The organism is Streptomyces sp. NPDC024687, assembly GCF_055559055.1.
In genome coordinates this window covers 35,973-53,714 of sequence record NZ_JBVHLJ010000003.1, presented here as the reverse complement: position 1 = coordinate 53,714, position 17,742 = coordinate 35,973, and the positions used below count along the sequence as shown (strand labels likewise).

16 protein-coding genes are annotated in these 17,742 nt (G+C 72.5%); 4 read left to right on the top strand and 12 right to left on the bottom strand.

From position 1 onward, the window contains the following. The 3 genes from ACZ39I_RS12045 to ACZ39I_RS12035 all read right to left on the bottom strand — a co-directional run bounded on the left by ACZ39I_RS12045 (position 1) and on the right by ACZ39I_RS12035 (position 3,381). The gene (locus ACZ39I_RS12045) at positions 1 to 1,161 is read right to left on the bottom strand and encodes a hypothetical protein (RefSeq protein ID WP_467244416.1); all 1,161 of its coding nucleotides are present in this window, start codon (positions 1,159 to 1,161) and stop codon (positions 1 to 3) included. A 95-nt stretch (positions 1,162 to 1,256) separates the two neighbouring features. Then, the gene (locus ACZ39I_RS12040; RefSeq protein ID WP_467244415.1) at positions 1,257 to 1,613 is read right to left on the bottom strand and encodes a hypothetical protein; all 357 of its coding nucleotides are present in this window, start codon (positions 1,611 to 1,613) and stop codon (positions 1,257 to 1,259) included. Then, positions 1,600 to 3,381, bottom strand: a complete 1,782-nt coding sequence (locus ACZ39I_RS12035) for a hypothetical protein (protein WP_467244414.1) — start codon at positions 3,379 to 3,381, stop codon at positions 1,600 to 1,602. The genes ACZ39I_RS12040 and ACZ39I_RS12035 overlap by 14 nt, the downstream gene beginning before the upstream one ends. A 140-nt stretch (positions 3,382 to 3,521) precedes the next feature. On the opposite strand from ACZ39I_RS12035, the gene ACZ39I_RS12030 reads away from it, so the two are divergent. Continuing rightward, positions 3,522 to 4,418, top strand: a complete 897-nt coding sequence (locus tag ACZ39I_RS12030) for a bifunctional helix-turn-helix transcriptional regulator/GNAT family N-acetyltransferase (protein WP_467244413.1) — start codon at positions 3,522 to 3,524, stop codon at positions 4,416 to 4,418. Here ACZ39I_RS12030 and ACZ39I_RS12025 read toward each other — a convergent pair. The 7 genes from ACZ39I_RS12025 to ACZ39I_RS11995 all read right to left on the bottom strand — a co-directional run bounded on the left by ACZ39I_RS12025 (position 4,370) and on the right by ACZ39I_RS11995 (position 11,654). After that, positions 4,370 to 4,624, bottom strand: a complete 255-nt coding sequence (locus ACZ39I_RS12025) for a hypothetical protein (RefSeq protein ID WP_467244412.1) — start codon at positions 4,622 to 4,624, stop codon at positions 4,370 to 4,372. The two genes, ACZ39I_RS12030 and ACZ39I_RS12025, sit on opposite strands and share 49 nt — an antisense overlap. Before the next feature lie 935 nt (positions 4,625 to 5,559). Then, a complete protein-coding gene (locus ACZ39I_RS12020; RefSeq protein WP_467244411.1) occupies positions 5,560 to 6,450 on the bottom strand; it encodes a hypothetical protein in 891 nt (296 codons plus the stop codon). A gap of 154 nt (positions 6,451 to 6,604) precedes the next feature. Then, a complete protein-coding gene (locus tag ACZ39I_RS12015; RefSeq protein WP_352389132.1) occupies positions 6,605 to 7,594 on the bottom strand; it encodes a malate dehydrogenase in 990 nt (329 codons plus the stop codon). A gap of 353 nt (positions 7,595 to 7,947) precedes the next feature. Continuing rightward, on the bottom strand, positions 7,948 to 9,183 hold the full coding sequence (locus ACZ39I_RS12010) for a helix-turn-helix domain-containing protein (RefSeq protein ID WP_467244410.1): 1,236 nt from the start codon (positions 9,181 to 9,183) through the stop codon (positions 7,948 to 7,950). A gap of 215 nt (positions 9,184 to 9,398) precedes the next feature. Further along, the gene (locus ACZ39I_RS12005) at positions 9,399 to 9,875 is read right to left on the bottom strand and encodes a helix-turn-helix domain-containing protein (RefSeq protein WP_467244409.1); all 477 of its coding nucleotides are present in this window, start codon (positions 9,873 to 9,875) and stop codon (positions 9,399 to 9,401) included. 242 nt (positions 9,876 to 10,117) lie between these two features. After that, on the bottom strand, positions 10,118 to 10,588 hold the full coding sequence (locus ACZ39I_RS12000; protein ID WP_467245092.1) for a DUF3017 domain-containing protein: 471 nt from the start codon (positions 10,586 to 10,588) through the stop codon (positions 10,118 to 10,120). A gap of 211 nt (positions 10,589 to 10,799) precedes the next feature. Continuing rightward, the gene (locus tag ACZ39I_RS11995) at positions 10,800 to 11,654 is read right to left on the bottom strand and encodes a bifunctional methylenetetrahydrofolate dehydrogenase/methenyltetrahydrofolate cyclohydrolase (protein ID WP_467244408.1); all 855 of its coding nucleotides are present in this window, start codon (positions 11,652 to 11,654) and stop codon (positions 10,800 to 10,802) included. 239 nt (positions 11,655 to 11,893) lie between these two features. Between ACZ39I_RS11995 and ACZ39I_RS11990 the strand changes: the two genes are divergently transcribed. After that, positions 11,894 to 12,568: an RDD family protein gene (locus ACZ39I_RS11990; protein ID WP_352389136.1), complete on the top strand. Its 675-nt coding sequence runs from the start codon at positions 11,894 to 11,896 to the stop codon at positions 12,566 to 12,568. A 171-nt stretch (positions 12,569 to 12,739) separates the two neighbouring features. Continuing rightward, positions 12,740 to 14,404 carry a protein kinase domain-containing protein gene (locus ACZ39I_RS11985; protein ID WP_467244407.1) on the top strand — a complete coding sequence of 555 codons (1,665 nt, stop codon included), beginning with the start codon at positions 12,740 to 12,742 and terminating at the stop codon, positions 14,402 to 14,404. 35 nt (positions 14,405 to 14,439) lie between these two features. On the opposite strand, the gene purH is transcribed toward ACZ39I_RS11985, so the two are convergent. Both purH and purN read right to left on the bottom strand, forming a co-directional pair. Next, on the bottom strand, positions 14,440 to 16,014 hold the full coding sequence (purH, locus tag ACZ39I_RS11980; RefSeq protein WP_467244406.1) for a bifunctional phosphoribosylaminoimidazolecarboxamide formyltransferase/IMP cyclohydrolase: 1,575 nt from the start codon (positions 16,012 to 16,014) through the stop codon (positions 14,440 to 14,442). Next, on the bottom strand, positions 16,011 to 16,658 hold the full coding sequence (gene purN, locus ACZ39I_RS11975) for a phosphoribosylglycinamide formyltransferase (RefSeq protein ID WP_393600397.1): 648 nt from the start codon (positions 16,656 to 16,658) through the stop codon (positions 16,011 to 16,013). The genes purH and purN overlap by 4 nt, the downstream gene beginning before the upstream one ends. A gap of 289 nt (positions 16,659 to 16,947) precedes the next feature. Between purN and ACZ39I_RS11970 the strand changes: the two genes are divergently transcribed. Continuing rightward, positions 16,948 to 17,736 (top strand): hypothetical protein, encoded by a 789-nt coding sequence (locus ACZ39I_RS11970; RefSeq protein ID WP_467244405.1) that lies wholly within the window; start codon positions 16,948 to 16,950, stop codon positions 17,734 to 17,736. Positions 17,737 to 17,742: the final 6 nt, after the last annotated feature.

Here is a 17,742-nt window from a genome sequence, read left to right as displayed (position 1 = left end):
TCAGTCGATCGACGCCGCGTCGCAGGCGTACGGCGCGCAGAATCCGGAGAGCGCGGTGGTCAGAAGTTCGAGTTCGTCCTGGCCGCCGTCGCTCTCCGGGCCGTACACGGCGATCGCGTAGATGAAGCCGTCCTGGGCGACGAACCGCTCGTCGTAGACGTGCCAGGGGCCGATGTCCGGCTCGCCGCTGAGGGTGTCGGCCCGGTACTCCAGGCGTTCGCCGGTGAACCCGCCCTCCTCGACGGGCTGCAGGTCCAGCTTCTCGAAGCCGTCCGGCTTGGGGGTGTCGGCGGAGAGGTACAGCTTGAAGGACGCCTCCGGGGACTCCTCCGCCACCTGGTACACCTGCAGCCGGCGTTTGCCGTCCGTGCTGCGGTAGTTGACCACGTCGATGCCGTACTGGGAGGCCACGGTGGTGCGCGACCAGCCCGTGGGCCGTGCGATACGGAAGTTCTCCTCGTCCTGGTACAGCTCGTACCCGGCGGGGAGTTCGGGCGCCGAGGCGAGCGGGGACGCCGTGTCCTCGGTCGGCGTGGGGGTCGGCGACTCGTAGGGATCGCTCTGCTGCGAGACGACCCCCGTGGGCGTGGTGCTCGCGTCACCGGCCTTGTCGTCCTGGTCGCCGCCGCCGACGACCTGCGTCAGTACCAGGGTCACGGCGACCCCGACGGCCGCGACACCGGCGAGCGCGGACCACAGGAGCCTGCGGTTCGTCCCCCGGTTCGCGGCGGGCGGCTCGGGGACAGCCGGCTGACCGGCGGTCGACCAGGCGGACCCCGACCACTCGGGCGACGGGCCGGACCCGCCACCGATCTGCTCGACGGAGGACCAGCCGCCGCCGGGGGTGGTGGGAGCGCCGGGCCCGTGCCAGGTGCTGCCGTCGCCGCCGGCGGGCCAGCCCTGGGGCGGGGAGGGGACGGTGGACGCCGGAGATCCCGCGGAACCTGACGACGCGGCCGTGTCAGGGACCGTCTCCGCCCCGGCGGCCGGCGGCCACACGGGCGCGGCCGGCGCGGCGGAAGGCGGGGCGGTGCCGCCGGCCGACGGCACCGCGTCCGGCCGGACCGGCGGCGGAGTGACCGGGCCGGTCGCGGCCCCGCTCCCGTCGCCGTCCTCCCACCGCTGCGTCTCCTCGTTCCAGTACCGCACGCCCCCGCTCATGGCGTCCCCTTCCCACTCACCGCGTCCCCCGTTCACGCCCGTGCCGTGCGGGCCGGCTCACCGTGCCCCGCACAGAGGGCACCGTACGCCTGCGCTCACAACCCCAGCAGCCCGGCCACCGCACCCGCCGACGCGACCAGGCCGACCAGCGCCTGCGAGTCGTCCAGCAGCGCCCGCAGGCGCTCCCGGCGGGTCGGTCCGGCCTGCCCGGTCGTGACGATCTCCTCCTCCGTCTCGGCCAGCGCGGTGTCCAGCGCGGCCGTCTCGTCGGTGGTCCTGAGGCGCGTGAGGTCCTCGCGCAGTTCCCGTACGGCGGTCAGGAGCGCCTCGGCGGTCTCGTCCCGCTGGGGCGCCGTACCGTGGTGGCTCTCGGCGTGCGCGTGGCTGCCGATCGCGAAGGTACTGCCGTGGACGCCGCCGTTGATGCTGACGCCCGGCTCATCCGTTGCCATTGCCGCTGCTTCCCTTCTGTGCTGCCGTCCCCGCGCCGCCGGTGGTGGAGAACGCGGTGGCGTGTGTGCCCGCCGCGAAGGTGCTGCCGTGTACTCCGCCCTCGACGTGCACGCCGTTGTTGATGTTCACGATCTTCTGGACGAACTCGCCGGTCTGGTAACCGGATTCGGCCAGCGCGGTCAGCACACCGTGCGCGACCCGGTCCTGCACGCTCCTGAGGTAGCGGTAGGCGTCCATCTCCTGGAACCGGGACCCCGCGTCCATCGAGCCCAGTTCGCGCACCGACAGCGCCGGGCCGTCGGGCAGCGCGCCCGCGTAGCCGCCGGTCAGCAGCTTCCAGGCGTAGGCCACGCCCCGGCCGAGGGTGACCAGGGAGCGGGCCGCGGAGCCGGGCACCCGGGCCACCGCCCAGGCCGCCTTGCCGAGGGCGTTGTTGTGCCGGTAGGTGTGGGCCGTGCGGTCGGCGTCCTTGAAGTCCTCGCGCACCGGCAGCAGCACATGCGGGGCGATCTCCAGCATGAGCATCCGGCCCTGGGTGTGGACGCGCACGAAGACCGTGACGACCAGTTCCTCCTCCCAGCCGCCGACCCGGATCCGCAGGAAGTGCCGCCGTTTCTCGGCGCCCTCCTCGACCGCGCGTGCCCGGTGGTCCTCGAAGGCCTGCGGGTAGTACGGCGCCTCCTCGCGCCGGCGCAGCCCCTCGGCGGGCAGGAACACGCACTCGTCGATCTCCAGCCAGCGCAGCCGGTCGCGGACCGTGTGCCCGGCGAACTCGGAGGGCAGCCGCAGCTGTTCGATCAGCGGGCGGATCTTCTCCAGGATCGCGCGGTTGTTCAGCGGCAGCTGTTCCTTCTTCGTCTCGTCGGGCCGCAGTTCGACGGCGAGCACCCAGGTCTCGTAGGCGAACCCGGCGCCGCAGAAGGGACGCTTCTCGTGGTACATGACCAGCGGCGCGTGCTGTTCGATCCGGATGCGCTGCTTCAGCCGCTGGAACCGCTGGCCCTCGGCGCGCTCGGCGGGGTCGCCGGCCGCGTCCGGGAAGCGCTGCGGGGACAGCTCGGCGCCGAGCGCCCTGGCGAACTGGCCGCGCTGCGCGGCCACGCACACCGCGATCAGCGCGAAGACGACGATCAACAGCCAGGCCTGCAGCGGACCGATCAGCCCGCTGACCCCGTCGACGTCGGGGAACAGCAGGTCGGACAGGTCGGACGAGTCGCCGTAGGAGCCGTAGGAGTCGCCGTAGCCGTACGAGTCGCCGAAGGATCCCGAGCCGCCGTAGGACGACGAGTCGTCCTCGCCTCCGCCGAACGCGACGACGAGGGCCACGATCAGGAAGGTCGCGAAGAACAGGCGCCCCCACCAGCGCATGACGAAGGCCGTCAGCCACCGGTACAGCGGCGGGTTCGCGCCCTTGCCCCGCACCCACGAGGCTGCCGCGAGGAGCAGGCTGGGGACGAGGAACCCGAACAGCAGCCCGCCGGTCAGCGGCACCCCGACCACCCACAGGCCCAGGATCAGCCCGGCCCACAAGAGCTCCTGGCGCCGGGCCCGCAGCGCGTGCGCGAGCACCCGGGCCGCGTCGAGGCCGAGCGAGGGCGCCACGATCCGCTGTTCGTTGAGGTGGAGCTGCTCGATGACCTGGTCCCGGTATCCGGAATCCAGGTAGGTGCCCGCGCACAGCAGCCGGGTCGCCTCACTGGCGTGCGGCGGGGTGGCGGGGCCCGGCGGGGCCGACTGCGGTTGCCGAGGCACAGATGTAGTGGTCACGCGACTCCCCCGATGCGTGCAAAGCCGTTTCTCACGTCACTTGTTGACAAACCATCAGCATAGGGGTGCGGGTGGGGCCGGGAAACCGGAATGCCAGGACAGTGGACGCCACTATGACCCTTTGACTAAAGTCAAAGGTTATGGACCCGGTCTCGACACGGCACGTGGCGGAGTTCCGCCGGTTCAACCGCTACTTCACCCGCCGTATCGGCGCCCTGGACGACCACTACCTCGGCCGGGACCGCCCGCTCGGCGAGGCGCGGCTGCTGTTCGAGATCGGCGAGGGCGTCTCGCTGCGCGAGCTCAGGACCCGGCTCGGCCTCGACGCCGGATATCTGAGCCGGATGGCGAAGACCCTCCAGGCGCAGGGGCTGGTCCGGATCAGCGTCCACCCGCACGACAGCCGACTGCGCATGATCGAGCTGACCCGCGCCGGACGGACCGAGCTCAAGGAGCAGAACCGCCGGGCCGACGCCCTCGCCGCCGGACTGCTCGACGGGCTCACCCGGGCCCAGCGCGACCGGCTCACCGAGGCGATGAGCACCGCCCAGCGGCTGCTGCGGCTGGCCGCGATCACCGTGGCCCCGGTCGACGGCGCCGCCCCCGACGCCCGCGCCTGTCTGGACGCCTACGCCGCGGACATCGACGCCCGCTTCCCGGAGGGCTTCGACCCGTCCGACCTGGTCGGCCCCGAGGAGGTCTCCGGGGCCGCGGGTGCGTTCTTCGTGGCGTACGAGGAGGGCCGCCCCGTGGGCTGCGGTGCACTGCGACGGCTGGAACCGCGCATCGGCGAGCTCCGCCATGTGTGGGTGCACCCGGACGCTCGCCGCCTGGGCCTGGCCCGACGGATCCTCACCGCCCTGGAGAGGGAGGCCACCGCCCGCGGCCTCACCGTCCTGCGGCTCGACACCCACGCGTCGCTCACCGAGGCGCAGGCGATGTACCGGTCGTGCGGCTACACGGAGATCCCCCCCTACGCCGAGCACGTCTACGGCGACCACTGGTTCGAGAAGCGGCTGTCCGGCCCGGTGAGCTGACCGCCCGACCACTGCGCGAGCAGTTCCCGCACCGTCCGCCGCAGCCACGCGTGCGCCGGGTCGGCGTCGTGCCGCGGATGCCAGGCCAGCCCCAGTTTCAGCGGCGGCAGTCGCAGCGGCACCTCGAAGGTGACCAGGCCGAGGGCGGCCGCGAGCGGCAGCGCCCAGGAGTTGGTCGGGCCGACCAGATCGGTGTCCCGGATCACCTGCAAGGCGTGAAGGGCTACGGCCCCGCTCTCACCGGCGTGGCGATCCTGCCGGTCGTCGCCGGCATGGCCGTACTGCCGAGGCTGGCGTCCCGCTGGGCCGGGCACCCGCTGCCCGTCATCACCAGCGGTCTCGCGCTGATCGGCCTCGGCCTGCTCGGTGTGTCCACCGTGGACGCCGGCACGCCCTATCCGCTGTACGCCTGCTGGCTGCTGGTCATCTCGGCCGGGACCGGACTGTCCATACCCGCGCTCACCCTGGGCGTCGCCACCGCGCTCCCGCCGCACCGGGCGGGTCTCGCCTCGGATCTCGGCACCTCGGCCCGCGAGATCGGAGCGGCCCTCGGCGTCGCCGTCACCGGCACGGTGCCGGCTTCCCACTCCGACCTTGCGCACGGCATGGGCCCGGCCCTGCGCATGGTCGCCGTGCTGGTCCTGGCGGCCACGGCGGTCTGGCCGTCGGACACCGCGGCCGACCCGGAGAATCACGCACTATCGCGTCCGGTCGGGAACGAGTACTGTCGCGTTCGGCCCGCCACTGAACCGGCGGTCCAACCACCCCAGCCCGCGCACCAGTTGACCCCGAGGAGCCGCCGTGCCCTCCCTCCTGAACCCGGTCGTCGGCCTGCTGATGCTCCGCGCGCGCGTCGAGGGCCCCGGCCTCGTCGGCCCCGAGGTGCGTCCCGGAGAGCAGGTCCGCGTCCTGGCTGGGCCAGGTCCCGCGCTCCGTACGTACGCGCGGTGCCGGGCCACGAGCCGTGCGGTGCGGGCGAGTTGTGCGTCCGGGGTGACGCCGGGCCGGGAGCGGGATCGGCGCGCGGGGGCGCGGTGGGCCGGCAGGTGCGGCTCGGCGGATCCGAGGGTTCGGTCACGCCGCACCCGGCACCGCCCGCCCTGTCTGCTGCGGTGAGCGGGACGGATCCTGCCAGGGCCGCTCAGCCGCACTCCGTGTCCGCCGGGCAGAAGGAGGCCAGTGCCCTGGTGAGCGGCTCGCGCACCAGGGTGGGTGTGAGGGCGGCGGGGCCGGTCGCGCGGATCGCGTACAGCGTCCCGTCGGCGGCCTGGAAGCGGTGGTCGACGACCTGGCGGGCGCCGAGGTCGGTGTCGTCGTAGCGGTAGACGAGTTCGGCCCAGGTGGTGCCGGATGCGCGGTCGAGGACCTGGTAGCCGGGCCGGCGGACGAAGCCGTAGCTGGGGTCGTTCTCGGCCAGGTCGAGGGACTGGGCCGGGGTGTCCTCCGCGATCCGGAAGAGCTGGAGGCGGCGGCCGTCGGCGGGGGCGTCGTAGACGACGACAGGAGCGGAGCGGCCCTGCTTCTCGGTGCGGGTCCAACCCCGGGGTACGTCGACGGTGTAGCCGACGGGGTCCTGGAGACGGCGGTATCCCGGGGCCGTGGAGGCGGACGGCGACGCGGACGCGGACGGCGAGGGGGACGGGGAAGAGGGGGCCCTGACGCTCGGCGCGGGGCCGGCGCCCGGGCGGGTGCCGGAGCCGAGGGAGGTGTCCCGCAGGAACAGCCAGACACCGGCGCCGACCGCGACCCCGACCAGGACGGCCACCGTGAGGGCGGCGAGCACCCGCCGGACCCGATGGGGCGCGTGCGCGGGACCCGCGGGAGCCGGTGCCACCGGGGTCCAGGGCGGCACCGGCGATGCCTGTGTCCCGGCCGCCGACCAGGGCGGCGCAAGCGAGGTCTGCGTCTCGGCGGAGGCCCACGGCGGAACGGCCGACCCCGTCTCCGCCGAGTGCCAGGCCGACCGGCCGCTCTCCTCGCTCGGCTCGTGTCCCGCTCCGGAACCGGAGCTGTAGCCGTTCCAGCCGTTCATCGCGAACCCCCCGCATCACCCCACCGGGTAAGGGTTCGACCGTAGGGCGAAAAACGGCCACGGGCCCCGTTCCGGAGGGAACCGGAACAGGGCCCGTGCAGGCTCGTGACAGAGTCGTCGAGAAGACCCGGCCGCCGAGGAACGCCGAGCGAACTCAGATGAGGCCGAGCGCGCGGACCGCCTCGCGCTCCTCCTCCAGCTCCTTCACCGACGCGTCGATGCGGGCGCGGGAGAACTCGTTGATGTCCAGGCCCTGGACGATCTCGTACTGCCCGTCCTTGGTGGTGACCGGGAAGGAGGAGATCAGGCCCTGCGGGACGCCGTAGGAGCCGTCCGACGGGATACCCATGGAGGTCCAGTCGCCGTCCGCGGTGCCGTTGACCCAGGTGTACACGTGGTCGATGGCGGCGTTGGCGGCCGACGCGGCGGAGGACGCGCCACGGGCCTCGATGATCGCGGCGCCGCGCTTGGCGACGGTCGGGATGAAGTCCTCGGCCAGCCACTTCTCGTCGTTCACGGTCTCGGCGGCGTTCTTGCCGGCGACCGTGGCGTGGAAGATGTCCGGGTACTGGGTCGCGGAGTGGTTGCCCCAGATGGTCAGACGCTTGATGTCGGCGACCGTGGTGCCCGTCTTCTTCGCGAGCTGGGTCAGCGCGCGGTTGTGGTCCAGGCGGGTCATCGCGGTGAAGCGCTCGGCCGGTACGTCCGGGGCGGCGGCCTGGGCGATCAGCGCGTTGGTGTTGGCCGGGTTGCCGACGACCAGGATCTTCACGTCGTCCGCGGCGTGGTCGTTGATGGCCTTGCCCTGCGGCTTGAAGATGCCGCCGTTGGCCTCCAGGAGGTCACCGCGCTCCATGCCCTTGGTGCGGGGGCGGGCGCCGACGAGCAGACCGACGTTGGTGCCGTCGAAGGCGACGTTCGGGTCGTCCGTGATGTCGATGCCCTGGAGCAGCGGGAAGGCGCAGTCGTCGAGCTCCATCGCGGTGCCCTCGGCGGCCTTGAGCGCCGGGGTGATCTCCAGGAGGCGGAGCTTGACCGGCACGTCCGCGCCGAGCAGCTGGCCGGAGGCGATGCGGAAGAGCAGGGCGTAACCGATCTGGCCGGCCGCGCCGGTGACGGTGACGTTCACGGGAGTGCGGGTCATGGCGTTCTCCGTATGACAGCTGGCGGTGGGGCGTCCCTGCCCCGGACGTTTGATCGATCTCTCGGCGTCAAGAGATCTCCAGCGGTCAGGCTATCGCGCATCCGGGATGCCGGACGTCCGGCCCCGTGTGGCCCACCCCACAAACCGCTGCCCCGAACAGAAGCGGCGGCCGCCCGTCCGGGAGAGAGGGACGGAGGCGGCCGCCGTATGGGGGGTACCGTTTCCGGACTCCCGTGGGGGTAGTTCTCACGTGCCCCCGATTCCGGAGCCCATGCGCACTCGGCGAGGTTTTACCGACTCCGTGGGCGCGGGGTGGGTTCCCGGGGGCGCGGGGTGGGTCCCCGGGCGCCCTCTCAGCCGGTGCATCCCTGCTGTCCGGAAGCCAGCGTCACACACGCCTTCGCCTCGCCCGCGTCCTTCACGGCGACCATCGGCGTGTAGGCGATCGTGTCCCCGGCCTCCGTGATGCTCCCGCTCCGCTCGGTCACCTTGCCCGCGCTCACCTCGACCTTGTCGCCCTGCCCGGCCTGGGTGACCCGCCCCCAGGCGGCCCCGCAGATCTTGCTGTAGCGCACTTCGACCACGGTGGCCCCCACCGTCGCGGTCTGGGCGGTGGTCACCAGGTCCCCGCTGCACCCCATGGCCTCGGCGTCCTTCCCGGTGCACCCCTGCCCACTGCACTTCACCCCGGCGGGCAGCGAGACGCTCGCGCTGGCGGACGGCGACGGCGACTTCCCGCCCTGGTTCTTCTTGTCCCCGCCCGGGTCGGTCAGGAAGAACACGGCGGCGACCACGACCAGCACCCCCACGACCCCTGCGAGGAACATCGTCAGCCGCCGCTTGCCCCCGCCGGAACCACCGGCGCCACCGGGGACTCCGGAGCCGCCGGCGGGCCGGCCCCCGGGACGCGCGTCCTGCGGCTCGTCGTACGGCCCCGGTGTCCCCGCAGTCCCCGCAGTTCCCACAGCCCCAGGTGTCCGTCCCGGACCCTCCGGGGAGGCCGGTGCGACCGGGGCCGTACGCCCCGTCGCCTGCGACGGCCCCTGGTAGCCGGCCATGCCCCAGGAGTTGCTCCCCGAGGACCCGGCGCGCCGCGCCTCGGCGCTGTCGTTCTGCGAGGACATCGGCTGGGGCGGCACCGTGGGAGCGACCCCGGCCGGTCCCGCGACCCCCGGCGTCGCCGTCGCGCTGCCGCTCCTACGGGCCGTCTTGGCACCCTTGGCGCTCTTGGCGTTCGCGGGCGGTGCCCCGAACTCGCCGAGCGCGGCCCGCGCCTGGGAGATCCGGATGGCCTCCATGGTCATGTCGTGGCGCATCTCCGAACGGCTCCAGGCGCGTTCGGCCAGCTCCCACATCGTGGTCAGGTGAACGGGATTGGTGCCGGTGACCTCGGCCAGGGCGACGATCGCGCCCTTCGGCGCGAGCAGCCGGCCGTTGAGATATCGGTCCCAGGACGTCTTGCTGTAACCCGTGCGGTCGGCGACGGCCGCGATACTCAGGCCGCTGCGGTCCACGAGCCGCCGCAGCTGGCTCGCGAACTCCCTGACCTGCGGATCCAGTTCATCCGGCAAGGCCCTCCAACGAGGCATTGCTCCCCCTCTTCCCCCCGGTCGGTGCTGGTTGTTCCCCGCTCTTCCCCCGCCCCAAGGATCTCAGCTCCTCGGGTGGGGGCGCACGGGAGCATCCGCAAGTTCGACACGTTAGCCGTGCTGTCGAACAGCTCCATATCAAATGCGCAAACTTGTCAATACATCGTCACAGGTGGAACACACCGGAAATAACGGCCGCCACGGAGGTCTCCGGATCACCCAGAAGCAACGGCACCGGCCACCCCGAGCAGCAGGACGAGGACGAGCAGCAGCGCGGCGGCCAGCAGCAGGCGGTTCATGCTGCTCGCGCGCTCGCCCGGCGGCTCGTCCCACCACGGCAACGTGGGATCGTCCTCGTACCGCTCCCCCGTCGCGCCCTGCTCCCCCTCGGCGGTCCGCGCGGGCGTCGCCGCCGGGCGGGGCCAGACCTGGACCGCGAGTTCCCAGCGCACACCGAAGCGCTCGGCGTCGGTGGTGTCGAGGCCCGCGATCCGGCACAGGGCGGCGACGGCCTGGCGGGGCGGGGGCTGGGTGGCGTTGAGATAGCGGTGCCAGGAGGACTTGCTGTACGCGGTGCGGGCGCCGAGCGCGACGAGGCTGAGCCCCGTGCCGTCCTTGAGCTGCCTGAGCTGCTCCACGAAGTGCCGCACCTCCGGCGGCAGATCGTCGGGCAGCGCCTGCCAGCCACTCATCGCCCACCTCCGCGGCGTTCTCACCTGCTTCCAGGCAATTGACGACGTCAGGGGGCTGATCGGTTCCTTGCCGGGGGGCGGCTGTGGCATGTCACGCGCACCGTGCCGGAACCGTCACCGCTGTGCCACAGCGAACCGACAGCGCTTGAACAGGGTGTTCGGGGCGCGGGAGTCTTGACCGTGACGACGGCCCGTCCCTCATCGGGGGTGGGGGCGGACCGCCGTCCCGTGTCCGCGCCGGATCAGCTGCTGCTGACCGTGAAGTGCAGGGTGTCCTTGAGGAAGGGGATCTCCAGCCACGGGTTCGGCTGCACCATCATGGCCAGCAGGACGATCGCCGCGCCGAGCACGCCGTAGGTGGCGATGTCGGTGAAGCGGGAGCGGACGGCGAGCATGCCGACGTCCGGCAGCAGCCAGCGCAGCACGGCGCCGGCCAGCAGGGCGACACCGACGAGCAGGGTGCCCAAGCGGAACCGGTCGAGGGCGGTCAGCAGCAGCCCGAGCCCCACCACGGCCAGCACGGCGAGCACCGGCCACTGCCGGGCGGGCGCCGGAGCGTCCCGTGGCGCGGCGCGGCCACCGCCCTCGGGCGTCGCGGTGTCCCTGGTGAACAGCGGAAACCGCCGCGTCACCCGCCGCGGCCGCCCGTCGGCGTCGGGCGCACTGATCGGATCCCGTACGACGATCTCGTCCTGCGCTTCGGAATCCGGCACCGTGTCCGACGCGACGTCGACACCGTCGGACTTTCGAGCAGCGCCGGCCCCGCCCGAGGAAGCGACCGACCTACGGATCTCTCCCGACGCGGCCTTCCCGGCGTCCGCCCCGCGCGACTCGCCCGACGCGGCCGATCCCACGCCCACCTCCTGAGAGCCTCGCGCCGCGGTCGCCCCCGTCGTCGCTCCCCGCTTCTCGGGGCCGGGTGCCTCAGGCGACACTGCGCTCCGCCGCCTCGACCACGTTGACGAGCAGCTGGGCGCGGGTCATCGGGCCGACTCCGCCGGGGTTCGGGGAGATGAAGCCGGCGACCTCGGCGACGCCGGGGTGGACGTCGCCGACGATCCTGCCCTCGGCGTTGCGGGAGACACCGACGTCGAGGACGGCGACGCCCGGCTTCACGTCCTCGGGACGGATCAGGTGGGCGGAACCGGCGGCGGCGACGATGATGTCCGCGCGCTTGAGGTGCGAGGACAGGTCACGGGTGCCGGTGTGGCACTGGGTCACCGTGGCGTTCTCGCTGCGCCGGGTGAGCAGCAGCGGCATCGAGCGGCCGATCGTCACGCCACGGCCGACGACCACCACCTCCGCACCCTTGATCTCGACGCCGTACTGACGCAGCAACGTCAGCACGCCGTTCGGGGTGCAGGGCAGCGGCGCCGGCTCGTTGAGGACGAGGCGGCCGAGGTTCATCGGGTGCAGCCCGTCCGCGTCCTTGTCCGGGTCCATGAGCTCCAGGATGCGGTTCTCGTCGATGCCCTTGGGCAGCGGCAGCTGGACGATGTAACCGGTGCACGCCGGGTCGTCGTTGAGCTCGCGGACGACTGCCTCGATCTCCTCCTGCGTGGCCGTCTCGGGCAGTTCACGCTGGATGGAGGCGATACCGACCTGCGCGCAGTCGCGGTGCTTGCCCGCGACGTACTTCTGGCTGCCGGGGTCGCTCCCGACGAGGATCGTGCCGAGGCCGGGCGTGACGCCCTTCTCCTTCAGCGCCGCCACGCGGGCGGTCAGATCGGACTTGATCGCGGCTGCGGTGGCCTTGCCATCGAGAATCTGGGCGGTCATGACCCCATCCTCCCGGATGACCCGGCCCCGGTTCCAATCCGGGTTCCGCCACGGCCCCTCCCAAGATCGACGAGGTTGCACTTGCACAACACATATCGAATGAGGGTGGACAACAACACACCTGCCTAGAACGATGTCTGGCGCAGTATCGCGGTTGATGTTCGGGGGGCAAACCGCTCAGACCGTGACGTTCCTCCGCGCAGTCCGCATCGTCCCCAGCAGGCCAACGGAGGATCACCATGAGTTTCGGCTCGCCCAGCAACCCTTATGAAAAGCCGCAGGACCCGCAGAACCCCCAGCAGCAGCCGCCGCAGCAGCCCGGTTACGGCTACCCCCAGCAGCAGCCCCCGCAGCAGCCGGGCTACGGCTACCCGCAGCAGGCCCCCCAGGGTGTGCCGCCGCAGCAGGGATACCCGCAGCAGCAGGGCTATCCGCAGCAGCCCGGCTACGGCTACCCGCAGGCACCGCAGGTCCCCGCCTCCGCCTACGGCTACCCGCAGCAGCCGGGGTACGGCGCGCAGCCCCCGTACGCCAACTGGGGCCAGCGCTTCCTGGGCACCCTCGTCGACATGCTGGTCTTCGCGGTTCCGTACATCCTCGCCGGGGTCGGCGCGGCCAACAAGATCCCGGCCCTGGCGATCATCGGTTACCTCATCGTCATCGGCCTCGCCATCTGGATGCTGATCATGGAGGGCCGTACCGGCCAGACGCTCGGCAAGAAGGCGCTCGGCATCCGTCTGGTGCGGGAGAGCGACGGCCAGCCCCTCGGTGTCGGCATGGCCTTCGTCCGCCGCCTCGCGCACTTCGTGGACAGCCTCGCGTGCTACCTCGGCTGGCTGTGGCCGGCCTGGGACGCCAAGCGTCAGACCTTCGCCGACAAAATCTGCTCGTCCATCGTCATCCGCACGAACTGAGCTCTCCCCCGTTCTCCCCATACTTCTCCCCGGGGCCGTGTCACGTCGTGACACGGCCCCGGGGCGTTCCCTCCGTATGCCGGACGCTCCCCGGCGCCGGACGATAGCCTCTCCCCGTCAACTGGCGTGCCATGTGAGCACGTTGTGCAAGAAGAGGCAGGTCGGGAGCCCGTGACAGACATACCGGCGGCCGGTGACACCGCGTTGCGGCAGGCGGGCGCGGTCCCGCTGCTGCCCGCCGATCCCGGACGTATCGGACCCTACGTCCCGCTCGGGCTGCTCGGCAGCGGCGGCATGGGCCGGGTCTATCTGGCCCGGCGTGCCGACGACGCCCCGGGGCTCGCCGCCGTGAAGGTGATCCGGCCCGAGTACGCCGAAGGCCCGGACTTCCGGCGGCGGTTCGAGCGGGAGGCCGCCGTGCACGGGCGGGTGCGTACCCCGCGTGCGCCGCACCTGCTCGGCACCGGGTTCGACGACGCGCTGCTGTGGATGGCCACCGAGTACCTGCCCGGCCTCAGTCTCGCCGAGGCCGTCCGCGAGTGCGGGCTGCCGGCGCCGGCCGTGGTGTGGCGGCTGGTGGCGGAACTCGGGGAGGCCCTGTCGGCGCTGACCGCCGCGGGGATCGTGCACCGGGACCTGAAGCCGTCCAACGTGATCCTGTCCCCCCGGGGCGCGCACGTCATCGACTTCGGCATCTCCCGCGCGGCCGACAGCAGCGCGATCACCACGACCGGCAACCGGGTCGGCACGCCCGCGTACATGGCGCCCGAGTATCTGCGCGAGGGCCGCTGCGACGCCGCCTCCGACGTCTTCTCCCTCGGCTGCACCCTGGTCTACGCCGCCACCGGGCACGCCCCCTTCGGCGACGGAACCGGCGTGGACGTCATGCACCGGGTCGCCTTCGAGGCACCCGACACCGAGATCATGGCCGAACTGGCGCAGACGGACCCGTCGTTGGCGGCGCTGCTGTCCGCCTGCCTGGCCAAGGACCCCGCCGGGCGCCCCGCCCCGCGGCAGCTGATCGACGCGGCCACAGCCGCCGGACACGGCCGCGCGTCCGACTGGCACGACCCCCTGGCCGCCCGGCTCCGCGAACGGCAGCAGGGGTGCGCGGTGCTGGAGGGCATGCCCGTCCGGCAGTCCCCCCACTTCCGTACGCCCCTGGAGCCCGTTGTCTCGCCGGTTCCGGCTCCGGGCCCCGCCGGGCCGAAGCGCAGGAGGTCCTATCTGGTCGGCGTCGCGGGCGTCGCCGTGGGGGCGGTGGCCGTCAGCGCCTTCCTGCTGACCCGCCCGGGGCTCGACTCCCCGGCCGCCGCCGCCCCGACGGCCGCCCGAAGCAGCACCGCCGCGGTCGCCTCGGCCCCTCCCCCGTCCAGCGCCTCCGCCTCACCCTCCGGCAAGGACGACGGGAAGAAGAAGGACAAGAGCGAGCCGCAGACGGCCGCCCCCGAGGAGAGCAGCAGCGCACCGGACAGCACTCCGTCCGCGACGGCCACCCGGAACAGCGGCGGCACGGGCGATGGGACCAGCACCGCTCCCACCCCCACCGCCACGGTGACCAGGACCGCCGCACCCCCGGCCACCCCCGCCTGGATCTCCGGCTGCACCTACTACTCCGGCACCGAACTCACCGACTACGGCGACAAGGGCCAGCGGGTCGTGCAGGTGCAGTGCATGCTCACCAAGCGCGGCTACAGCGTGGGCGGTTCGGGCGTGGACGGCGAGTTCGGCAAGGACACCCGGTCCGCGGTCAAGCAGTTCCAGAGCGCGAAGGGGCTCGAGGTGGACGGGCAGGTGGGACCCAACACGTGGGCGGCGCTGCGCAGTTCGACATAGATGTCGACCGCGGCGCCGCCCTGTGCGGTGTTCCGTCAGTGGAAGAAGTGCCGTGTCCCCGTGAAGTACATCGTGACGCCGGCCTTCTTGGCGGCCTCGACGACGAGTTCGTCACGGACCGAGCCGCCCGGCTGGACGACCGCCTTCACACCGGCCTCCAGGAGGACCTCCAGGCCGTCCGGGAAGGGGAAGAACGCGTCCGAGGCCGCGTACGAGCCCTGCGCGCGCTCGGCTCCGGCCCGCTCGACGGCGAGCTTCGCGGAGTCGACCCGGTTGACCTGTCCCATGCCGACGCCCACCGAGGCGCCGTCCTTGGCGAGCAGGATGGCGTTGGACTTGACGGCGCGGCAGGCCCGCCAGGCGAAGGCGAGCTCGCCGAGCTCGTCCGCGCTCAGGGCCTCGCCGGTCGCCAGCGTCCAGTTCGCCGGGTCGTCGCCCTCGGCCTGGAGGCGGTCGGTGACCTGGAGGAGCGCGCCGCCGTCGATGGGCTTGACCTCGGCGGGGTGAGCGGGCGCGGCCGGGGCCTTCAGGACCCGGATGTTCTTCTTCTTGGCGAGGGCTTCGAGGGCGCCGTCCTCGTAGTCGGGCGCGACGATGACCTCGGTGAAGATCTCGGCGACCTGCTCCGCCATCTCCTTGCTCACCGGCCGGTTGACGGCGATGACCCCGCCGAAGGCCGACAGCGGGTCACACGCGTGTGCCTTGCGGTGCGCCTCGGCGACGTCCGCGCCGACCGCGATGCCGCAGGGGTTGGCGTGCTTGATGATCGCGACGGCCGGCTCGGTGTGGTCGTACGCGGCACGGCGGGCGGCGTCCGTGTCCGTGTAGTTGTTGTACGACATCTCCTTGCCGTGCAGCTGCTCGGCCTCGGCGAGACCGACACCCGTGCCGTCGACGTAGAGCGCGGCGGGCTGGTGCGGGTTCTCGCCGTAGCGCAGGGTGCTGCGGCGCTCCAGGGTGGCGCCGAGGAAGTCGGGGAAGAGCGACTCGTCGGCGGGGGCGTAGGAACTGGCGAACCAGCTCGCCACCGCGATGTCGTACTCGGCGGTGTGCCGGAAGGCCTCGGCGGCGAGGCGCTTGCGGGTGGTGAGGTCGAAGCCGCCGTCCTTGACCGCGGTCAGGATGTCCGCGTACCGCTCGGGGCTGGTGACGACGGCGACCGACGGGTGGTTCTTCGCGGCGGCGCGCACCATGGACGGGCCGCCGATGTCGATCTGCTCGACGCACTCGTCGGGGGTGGCACCGGAGGCGACGGTCTCGCGGAACGGGTAGAGGTTCACGACGACGAGGTCGAACGGCTCGACGCCCAGCTCCGCGAGCTGCTCGCGGTGGCTGTCCAGCCGCAGGTCGGCGAGGATGCCGGCGTGCACGCGCGGGTGCAGGGTCTTGACCCGGCCGTCCAGGCACTCGGGGAAGCCGGTGAGCTCCTCGACCTTGGTGACGGGGACGCCGGCGGCGGCGATACGGCCCGCGGTGGACCCGGTGGAGACGAGCTCGACACCGGCCTCGTGCAGTCCGCGGGCCAGCTCTTCGAGGCCGGTCTTGTCGTAGACGCTGACGAGCGCGCGACGGATGGCCCGCTTGCCGCTCTCGATGCTCTCGGCGGTCACTGGATAACTACCTTTCGTCCCTCAATGCGATAGCCGTTGCGGGCGAGCCGCCCCACGACCTCGACGAGCAGCCTTCGCTCGACTTCCTTGATGCGCTCGTGCAGAGCGCTCTCGTCGTCCTCGTCCCGGATCTCCACCACGCCCTGGGCGATGATCGGTCCGGTGTCGACGCCGTCGTCGACGAAGTGGACGGTGCAGCCGGTGACCCTGGCTCCGTACGCGAGCGCGTCGCGCACTCCGTGGGCCCCCGGAAAACTGGGCAGCAGCGCGGGGTGGGTGTTCACGAACCGGCCGCCGAAGCGCGCGAGGAACTCCTTCCCCACGATCTTCATGAACCCGGCGGACACCACGAGGTCGGGTTCGTACGCGGAGACGGCCTCGGCGAGGGCGGCGTCCCACTCCTCACGGGTCCCGAAGTCCTTGACCTTGCGGACGAAGGTGGGAATCCCGGCCCGCTCGGCCCGCGCGAGCCCCTCGATGTTCTCGCGGTCCGCCCCGACGGCCACGATCTCGGCACCGTAGGCCGCCGCCCCGCTCGTCGCGATGGCGTCCAGCAGCGCTTGGAGGTTCGTACCGGATCCGGAGACCAGCACGACCAGGCGCTGGACCGGCCTGGCCTGCTCGGCCACGGGCTTGGCGGCCACGGCGGGGCCCTTTCTCGGGGGAGCGTTTGTACGGTCGTACGAATGCTTCGAGCCCCGGGATACGGGGAAGTCTAGGAAGCGGCCGAACGCCAGCAACGATACCGGCACATCGGAAGGCCCCCACGGGACGGGGGCGTGGCCGGAAGGTAGCGTCTGGGAGGGACGGTCCGGGAACGCGGGTGGTGTGCGGTGCGTTCACGGGGTGAGGCCCGCGCCGACGGGCCCGCCGAACCATCCGTCCACGCAATCCATGGCAAGTCACATCCTTCAAGGGGAAGACGCTCACTTGATGTCGGACCGCAGCCTGCGACTCCTCACGCTCCCCCAGCAGTCGTTGCAGGGAGGGGCGCGCAGCGGCCTGCTGCTGCGGGAGCAGCCCGCCTCGCCGCCGGACGCCCCTTCCTCCGGCAAGGAGAACGGCGAGGGGCGGGGCGGTACGGCCGAGGACGACAACCCCTTCGCCGCGCCGCCGGAGGGCACTCCGGACCGCCCGTGGCAGCCGCGCCGCCGCCCCGAGGACTCGGACGGTGGCGAGGGTGAGGACGGCGGCCGCACCCCGTGGGGCAGCCAGTGGAGCGACCGCCAGCCGGGCCGCTCCGACGGCGGCTTCGGTGACCGCCCGGGCGCGGGTCCCGGTGGCGGTCCGGGAGGACAGGGCAGCGCGGGTCCGGGGCCGCGCTGGGACCCGACGGACCCCTCCCAGCGCCGCGCCCGCTACTCCCTGCTGTGCGGCATGTGGGCCGTCTTCTTCGTCCTCTTCGGCTGGCCGTACGTGAGCCTGCTGCTGGGCGCGCTGGCCCTGTACTGGGGCATCAGCGCGGTGCGCGCCAAGCCCCGCACCCCGGACCCCGACACCCCCGCCCCGCCCCGGTCCGCCCGCCCCCAGACCTCCGCGGCGATCAGCGGCCTGGTCACGGCCTCCCTGGCCCTGGTTTTCGTGGCGGCGAGCTTCACCGCGAGGCTGGTCTACGACGACTACTACACCTGCATGAACGACTCCCTGACCAACCAGGCCCAGCAGTCCTGCTCGGATCTGCTCCCGAAGCAACTGCGGGGCGTGCTCAGCACGAACGGCTGAGGTCGG

Bases quoted from the DNA above. Each gene is read 5' to 3' on its own strand.
- ACZ39I_RS12030 (WP_467244413.1), top strand. From the start codon at position 3,522: ATGGACCCGGTCTCGACACGGCACGTGGCGGAGTTCCGCCGGTTCAAC.
- ACZ39I_RS11995 (WP_467244408.1), bottom strand. From the start codon at position 11,654: ATGACCGCCCAGATTCTCGATGGCAAGGCCACCGCAGCCGCGATCAAG.
- ACZ39I_RS12005 (WP_467244409.1), bottom strand. From the start codon at position 9,875: ATGAGTGGCTGGCAGGCGCTGCCCGACGATCTGCCGCCGGAGGTGCGG.
- ACZ39I_RS12020 (WP_467244411.1), bottom strand. From the start codon at position 6,450: ATGAACGGCTGGAACGGCTACAGCTCCGGTTCCGGAGCGGGACACGAG.
- ACZ39I_RS12015 (WP_352389132.1), bottom strand. From the start codon at position 7,594: ATGACCCGCACTCCCGTGAACGTCACCGTCACCGGCGCGGCCGGCCAG.
- ACZ39I_RS12045 (WP_467244416.1), bottom strand. From the start codon at position 1,161: ATGAGCGGGGGCGTGCGGTACTGGAACGAGGAGACGCAGCGGTGGGAG.
- ACZ39I_RS12010 (WP_467244410.1), bottom strand. From the start codon at position 9,183: ATGCCTCGTTGGAGGGCCTTGCCGGATGAACTGGATCCGCAGGTCAGG.
- ACZ39I_RS11990 (WP_352389136.1), top strand. From the start codon at position 11,894: ATGAGTTTCGGCTCGCCCAGCAACCCTTATGAAAAGCCGCAGGACCCG.
- ACZ39I_RS11970 (WP_467244405.1), top strand. From the start codon at position 16,948: ATGTCGGACCGCAGCCTGCGACTCCTCACGCTCCCCCAGCAGTCGTTG.
- ACZ39I_RS12040 (WP_467244415.1), bottom strand. From the start codon at position 1,613: ATGGCAACGGATGAGCCGGGCGTCAGCATCAACGGCGGCGTCCACGGC.